The organism is Ectothiorhodospira haloalkaliphila ATCC 51935, from assembly GCF_000633935.1.
Taxonomy (GTDB): domain Bacteria; phylum Pseudomonadota; class Gammaproteobacteria; order Ectothiorhodospirales; family Ectothiorhodospiraceae; genus Ectothiorhodospira; species Ectothiorhodospira haloalkaliphila.
In genome coordinates this window covers 403,238-409,945 of sequence record NZ_KK214998.1, presented here as the reverse complement: position 1 = coordinate 409,945, position 6,708 = coordinate 403,238, and the positions used below count along the sequence as shown (strand labels likewise).

Here is a 6,708-nt window from a genome sequence, read left to right as displayed (position 1 = left end):
ATCGTAACGATGCGCCTTGGTGACGCCCGATTTCAGGTTGTCCGGCACCACCAGCTCTGGCACACCTCCGAAGAACTCGAAGGCCCGGATGTGGGATCCAATCCAGTCGGGCAGTGTCTGGCTCCAGGCCGGCTCTGCATAGCTGTAATTGGACGCCCCAAGCACTGCCACGAAGATCTGAGCCCCGCGGATCTCCCCGGTATTGCGATCAATGACTGGCACAGTCTGGCCGGCATAGTCCACAAACAGCTTCTCTCCAGCCCGGTGGTCCTGACGCATCACCATGTCCAGCTTGCCCTGCCAGGCCCGATAGTTCTCGCAAAACCAGCTGTACTGATACCCCTCTGGATGGGCTTCCCGGTACTCCTGCCAGATCAGGAAAAGGGTGACGTGCTTGCCCCTCAACTCCTCTTTGACCCGATGCCAGTCCGGTACGACCCGGGCATGGGCTGGCAGGTCTGGAGGGGGCGGAAATAACAACTGCTCCAGGCGACTTTCGCCCAGGTCCTCTGGCAATGGCCAACTCAAACCCGCCTCGGCAAAACGCCGAAGATACTCCCTCACGGTGGGACGACTGATACCGCAGGCCAATGCGACCTGGCGGTTGCTCAGCCCTCGCTCCCATTTGAGGCGTAGGACTTCTTTGATCTTCCGCATGGATAACCTCTTCGCTGGCATCTGACCTTCCCCGGATGGAAAGGACCAGCCTACCGGTAAGTTATCCCGCGTCTGGACACTTCGATGAGTCGACTCAGCGCCTCTGCCTGGGTGGCAGCCTTGCCGTGGAATCAGTGGCAGCTTTCCCCTGGAATGGGTGGCAGGCTTGCCGTGGAATCAGTGGCAACCTTGCTCCGGAATACGCACCTGGTGGGGCTGCACCCGCGTGGCCCCAGGCTGTGACAACTGTTACGCCGCCGCGCTCGACCGCCGCACTGGTGGGAACCACTGGGAAGATCCGCCCAAGATCCTGAGCGAATCCAACTGGGGAAAGCCTCGCACCTGGAACCGCAAGGCCAAGAAAGCCGGAGAGCGTCACCGCGTGTTCTGCGGGTCCATGTGCGACTGGTGCGACAAGAACGCACCGGAAAGCCAGCGTGATCGCCTGTGGGAGGCTGTCCGGGCCACCCCCTCCCTGGACTGGCAACTACTGACCAAGCGGGCACCCAGGATCAAGCAATGCCTGCCGCCCGACTGGGAGGACGGTTACCCGAATGTCTGGCTTGGCGTCACCGTGGAGGATCGAAAGCATGGACTGCCCAGGATTGACCATCTCCGCCAGGTGCCCGCCCGTGTTCGATTCCTGAGCGTGGAACCGCTGCTGGAGGATCTGGGAGAACTGGATTTGACCGGCATCCACTGGGTCATCGTTGGAGGTGAATCAGGGGCAGGAGCAAGGCCGATGAAGCCGGAGTGGGCTTATAGCGTCCGCCGCCAGTGTGAGGCGCAAGGTGTGGCCTTTTTCTTCAAGCAATGGGGAGCGGTCCGAGGCAAGGGAGGCAAAACGATGGATGGCCAGGTGGTCATGAGGTGGCCAGCAATCAGCAGCGAAAGGCCGACCGCCTGAGAGCGCGTCTAAGCGACGATCGGCACCCATGCAAGGGTAAGGCATGGGGTGGAAATCCCGCCCCACGCCATCCAGAACTGCAAAGGAGTCCAGTAATGACCGACGAAACCGAATTGACCGCAAAGCAGGCCCGGGGCCAGCGAATCCGGGAATGCCGGGAGTGGCTGAAATCGACATGGCCCCAGGCATTCAGCGAACCGCCCAAGCCCCTGACCGTTGGCGTTCACAAGCAGATCAGGGAGGTCGCTCGGGAGGCAGGATTCAGCGGCATCACGGTAAGGGCCGCATTCGCTGGATGGTGCAACCGCCTGAGCTACCACGTCGCCGTGGCCGATGGCTCCCATCGCGTCAACCTGGATGGCAGTCAGGCCGAGGCCATCACCGCAGAGCAGCAGCAACACGCCCGGGGGAAGATCCTGGAGGACCGGAAGCGCGCAAAGCAGCAGAAGCGAAATGGGAGGCGCAAGCCAGCACCAAAGGCAACCGCTCCAGCAACGACCGGGAAGCGCCCCACGTTGAGCCTCAAGGCTCGACATAGGGAAAGCAAATCAGTGCAACGATTGTGATAGGAAAGTAAAATGGAGTCCACCCACTACCAGGGGCCCATGATGAGAGTATCGCCCCCCATCTACATCTCGACCGACCGGGCCCGGGCCCATGCGAAAGATCCGGCCTTGCTATCCCGTCTGATTGAGTCCGGCGCCCTGGCCACCAGGATCATCAACGGCCAGCGCGTGATCCATCGCCAGGCCCTTGAGGCCATCGACCTGAGCCCCCCCCCCTGCCCCCTGGAGACTGCCGTGATACTCAACCCCGGTGAAGCCCTATGCACATTCGATGAAGTCGGCCAGGCGTTGGGAGTATCCCGGCAGCGAGCGCAGCAGATCGAACGGGAGGCGCTGAGGAAAATCAGGTTCATCTTGGAGGAACGCGGGATCACCGCTGAGGATCTGTTCGTTCGCGATGATCGGGAATGGATGGCCGATCACCACACACATCAGGACGAACGCTGAGCGCACGAGAGCGGCGCGCAGGCGTGGCGAGGTGGCGTGTGGTGTGTGGAAAACGCTTTGGGTCCTTGGGGGAAACGGCTCAGGCGCGGGTAATTCGCACCCCGTGTTTCCAGAGTTTACAGACCCCCTTAACCCCCACCGCCAGCCCGTTGATTGACAAGGAAAACCATGACAGCGAAGCAATACCCGACCGTTTCCATTCGCGCCCTGTCCAAGCTGACCGGCCTCGACCGGGATTACATTCTCCGCCGTATCGAGGGAGTGCAACCGGCAGCCCATCAACGCGGTCACCCGGTCTACCGCCTGACCGATGTTCTCCCCCCGCTGACCAGGCCGGCAGCTACGCCCGAAGGTGACGAGGTGGACCCGGGCCTGCTCAACCCCACCGATCGCCGTGCGTGGTACGACTCGGAATTGAAGCGGCGCCAACTCCAGACCAGGGACCGGGAGCTGATCCCGGTTGATGAGGTTCAGAGCACCGTCGCCCGGGCCTTCTCGGCCATCGCCCAACACCTGCTCAGTCTGCCCGACACCCTGGAGCGCAAAACCGGCATGACCGGGGAAGCTGCCGAGGTGGTGGAGACGATCGTTCACGAATCCATGAACACCCTGGCGGATGATCTGGCCAGCCTGGACACCGGCGCACCTGCTGACTATGCCGCCGCCCGTGAATGGTTACTCAGGGGCTTGAGCTGATGGACTTCCTGGCGGATCTGAAAAAGCAGATCACCCGGCACCTGCCTGACCGGCCTGATGCCTCTCAGGTGGCCAGCGCCATCGTCTCCAGCATCCGCAGCCGCTGGGCAGGCGAGAAAATCTATCTCCGTCAGGTCAACGAAAGGCGTCAACATGCCCTGGCACTGATCCGACAAGGTGCCACCGTGAAGGAGGCAGCCGACCAGGTGGAGGTCCACGTCTCGACCGTTTACCGCTGGATCAGTGAAACCCGCCGCCGCAACCTGGAGAGTCCCCGCCCACGTCGCGGCCTGGAGCGCACCGACACATGGCTTTGACTGAGGTCATCGCCGCCCTGGAGGCTGGCCAGCCATTGCCCGGGGCCGACCGTGATGAACTGCTCAAGGCCCTGAAGCGCTACCGCCGAGGGGATGGCTTCCACCTGGCTGGATTTGAGCGTGTGCGCCGCCGCAATGCCGCCTTGCTCCGGGCCGCTGAGGCAGTGGGTGGCTCTACCCCCTGGACCCAGGCCGGACGCCTGGCCGCTTCCGTAGCCCGATTCGAGGCCCGAGTCTTGCCCCGGTATCGTGACCAACCCCCGGCCAGCCCCGTGGACCGGCACCTGTGGGACGCCTGGCAATCTGGAGCCCGCCCCCTGAGATCCCGCCGCCGACTCTATGAGCTGATCCGCGACTGACAAACCATCCCGCGCCCTGTCAGTGGCCACCCGGTACTGTATGGACAAACAGATACCGGAGAACCACAACATGCTCGACCCGATCGCCGCCCTGGACGCCTTGCCTGATGGATTGTTGAAGCGCTCAGGCATCAACCCGACCGCTGCCCATCCTGATTCTGACGCCTGCGCCCGCATGGACCTAGCGGAGCTTGCCCGGCTGACCGGGGAGCTTGTCATTGCCCGTGATGGCAGACCACGCCCGGCGTCAGATCACGCCGTGATGAGCATGGGAATGCTCTCCACCGACTACTTGATGGGCATGTCCAGGGCTCTCGAACGCCTGATGGTTCGGCAGTTTGATGTCGGCACCGAGCACCGCCGATTCTGCGCCCGCAAGAATGCGCCCGACTTCCGCCCGGTCGAATTGCCGACCGCTGATCTGGGTGATGGTCTGCATGAGCAGGCCGAGCTTTCCGAGGTTCGCCATGACGAATTGCGGATCAATCGCGGCGAGGTTTTGAAGCTGCGCAGTTTCGGCACCGCCCTGAAGGTGTCGCGCCGCGTGATCGTCAACGATCAGTGGGACACCCTGGCCGAGGCCTTTTCAGCATTGGGTGGATCTGCCGGCAGACTGGAGGGCCGCATGGTCTATGACGCATTGGAGAACACCGACACCCTGGCCGATGGTGAGCCCGTGTTCCATGCCGATCATGGCAACCGCGTTGAATCCGCCCTGACCAAGGCCGGACTTTCCCAGGCAATGGCCGCCCTGCGCACCATGAAAATCAACCTTGGCCGCAAGGCTGAGCCGGCCAACATGACCGCCAGGCACCTGGTCGTCAGTGCCGCGTCCGAGCTGGAGGCGAACGAGCTTCTGCACACTGCCGGCCTGGAGTACAACGGACGCCAGCTCGTCACCGAAACCGGCGCGGGTGTCAGCGTCACGGCAACGCCCCACCTGCCTGCGGGCCGCTGGTATCTGCTGCCGGACCCGACCGTGTTCCCGGTCGTGGCCGTGCTCAGCATGAACGATCGCGGTTGGCCGATCACCGTTGGCCCTACCCGCCTGCCCAGTGACCGATTTGATGGTATCGCGCTCAAGTTCCTGGCTGATCTGGGTGTCGGCATGGTGTCGCGCCTGGCTATCCGAGGTGGTGAGTGATGCCTGACCGTAAATCCTTGGAAGCGGCCCTGAAGCGGCTCGACAAGCTGGATGCGGATCTGAGCAAGGCCCTGGACAAGCTGGCAGCCACCCGGGCCGATGGTACGCCCGACCAGATGACGAAGGCACGGCAGGCCGCCGAAGGCCTGGAGTCGAAGCTGGAAAGCGCCTACCACGACGCCCAGGAGGCCCACCGCGTCTACTGGACCGAGCGCATGCATGAGGAAAAGGCAGGGATCAGGGAGGCCTTGGAGGTGCTGGCCCGTTATCGGTGGTGCTGCTACTGCCGGGACGATGCCCCTCACGGGCTTGATGGCGCCGTGCATGAGGCCGTTCAGGCCCTCGGCAGCTACCCGGCCCATCCGCCCGAGGATTTTCTTGATGGACTGCCCGCAGTCGTGCCCGAACCGGAAGCCCTGGAAAGGGCCGAGTCTGAAATCTGAATCATCGCCCGGGTGGCTGAGGAAGGCCGGTCATAGGCCACCCGGGATCTGCAATGACTGGCCACCGGCTGGGCACTGCCCAGGGGCATCACCGGAGGCGTGTACTCCATGCGCGTCACACGATGCAGGCTGATCCTCACCCGGGGCCTTATGGCCGGTGCCTGGTAGTCCGAACCAGGCCGGGAAATCGGAACGGGGTACGTCGCACCCCGGGGAAGCAAGCGGCATTGCCCTGGCACTGCCGGGGCTTTTTTCGTCCAAAAAAAGACCCTGAGCGTGAACCCAGGGCCGAATGATGCGTGGTTTCCGGGATCAGTCTTTCATCCCATCCTGGATGATCCGGGCTGCGTCTTCCGCCCGATCAAGCGCGATGACCGCCAGGGGCCGCAGGTGGTGAGACTCGTCACCGTCCATGAGCTGAACCACCGCCCAAAGCTGCGTCCGCACCTGTTCAGCGATCACGCCCAGTTCATCCAGGGTGGCCGCCGATTCCCGGGCCAGGCTCTCCCATGACCGACCATCGGGCTGGCTGGTGCTGGCCCACATCAATTCGACATCAGCGCCAAGCCCGTTGAGTTCATCGGCCAACCCCAGGATGATCTCGGCCACGCTGGGCAATGCATCATCCGGGAGTTCATTGGCGGATCTGAGCATATCGGCAACCGCCGAGAGCTTGCCCGTGGCGCCGTATATCTTCGCGTGGATGGCGTCCTGTTCCTTGCTCATGCCGACACCCCCTGTTCAACTTCAACAAGCCGCCGCTCAACCGATCTGGCGAGCGCGTCCAAATCATCGGCCAGCGTGTTGAGCTGGTGCCGATTCATCTCGGGGATGGATTCGTGAAGGAGGTTCACCGCCGCCGCGTTGATGCGGTCCAGGTCGGCAGGGGAGAGCTTGATGGGGTCAATCTCCCACATGGTCTGTGCCAGGTCGGCAATCCCGGGATCACCCCCCTGGACTTCCGCCCGGATCTGGTGGGCAGTCTCCCGGCGCTGGCGGGTGAGCGCGACGATGGCGCGCAGACGTTCCCGGGATCCTCGGGGATGCTGTTCAATGCTGGGGATGGTGTTTGGTGTCGTCATGGCTGGCGCCTCCTCAAGTTGAATTGAGGCAAAGGCGCCGCCAGACGATTACTCAGCGATTACATGGATCTTTGCTTATCCGCCCTGGCG

11 protein-coding genes are annotated in these 6,708 nt (G+C 63.0%); 8 read left to right on the top strand and 3 right to left on the bottom strand.

The window, feature by feature from the left end; translation table 11 throughout:
• Positions 1–678, bottom strand: a 678-nt coding sequence (gene istA, locus ECTHA_RS0109745) for an IS21 family transposase (protein ID WP_026623698.1), incomplete at its 3' end; no start/stop codon positions are given.
• A 205-nt stretch (positions 679–883) separates the two neighbouring features.
• On the opposite strand from istA, the gene ECTHA_RS17885 reads away from it, so the two are divergent.
• The 8 genes from ECTHA_RS17885 (at position 884) to ECTHA_RS0109705 (ending at position 5,536) form a co-directional block, all read left to right on the top strand.
• Positions 884–1,564: a DUF5131 family protein gene (locus ECTHA_RS17885; protein ID WP_025280434.1), complete on the top strand. Its 681-nt coding sequence runs from the start codon at positions 884–886 to the stop codon at positions 1,562–1,564.
• Between the two features lie 95 nt (positions 1,565–1,659).
• Positions 1,660–2,130: a ProQ/FinO family protein gene (locus ECTHA_RS19035; protein ID WP_025280433.1), complete on the top strand. Its 471-nt coding sequence runs from the start codon at positions 1,660–1,662 to the stop codon at positions 2,128–2,130.
• A 12-nt stretch (positions 2,131–2,142) separates the two neighbouring features.
• Positions 2,143–2,577, top strand: a complete 435-nt coding sequence (locus ECTHA_RS0109730) for a sigma factor-like helix-turn-helix DNA-binding protein (RefSeq protein ID WP_026623697.1) — start codon at positions 2,143–2,145, stop codon at positions 2,575–2,577.
• A 168-nt stretch (positions 2,578–2,745) separates the two neighbouring features.
• Positions 2,746–3,273 carry a DUF1441 family protein gene (locus tag ECTHA_RS0109725; protein WP_025280431.1) on the top strand — a complete coding sequence of 176 codons (528 nt, stop codon included), beginning with the start codon at positions 2,746–2,748 and terminating at the stop codon, positions 3,271–3,273.
• Positions 3,273–3,590: a helix-turn-helix domain-containing protein gene (locus ECTHA_RS0109720; RefSeq protein ID WP_025280430.1), complete on the top strand. Its 318-nt coding sequence runs from the start codon at positions 3,273–3,275 to the stop codon at positions 3,588–3,590. The genes ECTHA_RS0109725 and ECTHA_RS0109720 overlap by 1 nt, the downstream gene beginning before the upstream one ends.
• On the top strand, positions 3,581–3,949 hold the full coding sequence (locus ECTHA_RS0109715) for a hypothetical protein (RefSeq protein WP_025280429.1): 369 nt from the start codon (positions 3,581–3,583) through the stop codon (positions 3,947–3,949). The genes ECTHA_RS0109720 and ECTHA_RS0109715 overlap by 10 nt, the downstream gene beginning before the upstream one ends.
• Before the next feature lie 70 nt (positions 3,950–4,019).
• Positions 4,020–5,093 carry a phage major capsid protein gene (locus tag ECTHA_RS0109710; protein WP_025280428.1) on the top strand — a complete coding sequence of 358 codons (1,074 nt, stop codon included), beginning with the start codon at positions 4,020–4,022 and terminating at the stop codon, positions 5,091–5,093.
• Positions 5,093–5,536, top strand: coding sequence for a hypothetical protein (locus tag ECTHA_RS0109705; protein ID WP_025280427.1), 444 nt, complete (start codon positions 5,093–5,095; stop codon positions 5,534–5,536). The genes ECTHA_RS0109710 and ECTHA_RS0109705 overlap by 1 nt, the downstream gene beginning before the upstream one ends.
• 312 nt (positions 5,537–5,848) lie before the next feature.
• Here the strand turns inward: ECTHA_RS0109705 and ECTHA_RS0109700 are convergent, their stop codons facing one another.
• On the bottom strand, positions 5,849–6,262 hold the full coding sequence (locus ECTHA_RS0109700; RefSeq protein ID WP_025280426.1) for a hypothetical protein: 414 nt from the start codon (positions 6,260–6,262) through the stop codon (positions 5,849–5,851).
• The gene (locus ECTHA_RS19030) at positions 6,259–6,618 is read right to left on the bottom strand and encodes a hypothetical protein (protein ID WP_025280425.1); all 360 of its coding nucleotides are present in this window, start codon (positions 6,616–6,618) and stop codon (positions 6,259–6,261) included. Before ECTHA_RS19030 ends, ECTHA_RS0109700 begins: the two co-directional genes overlap by 4 nt.
• Positions 6,619–6,708 lie beyond the last annotated feature (90 nt).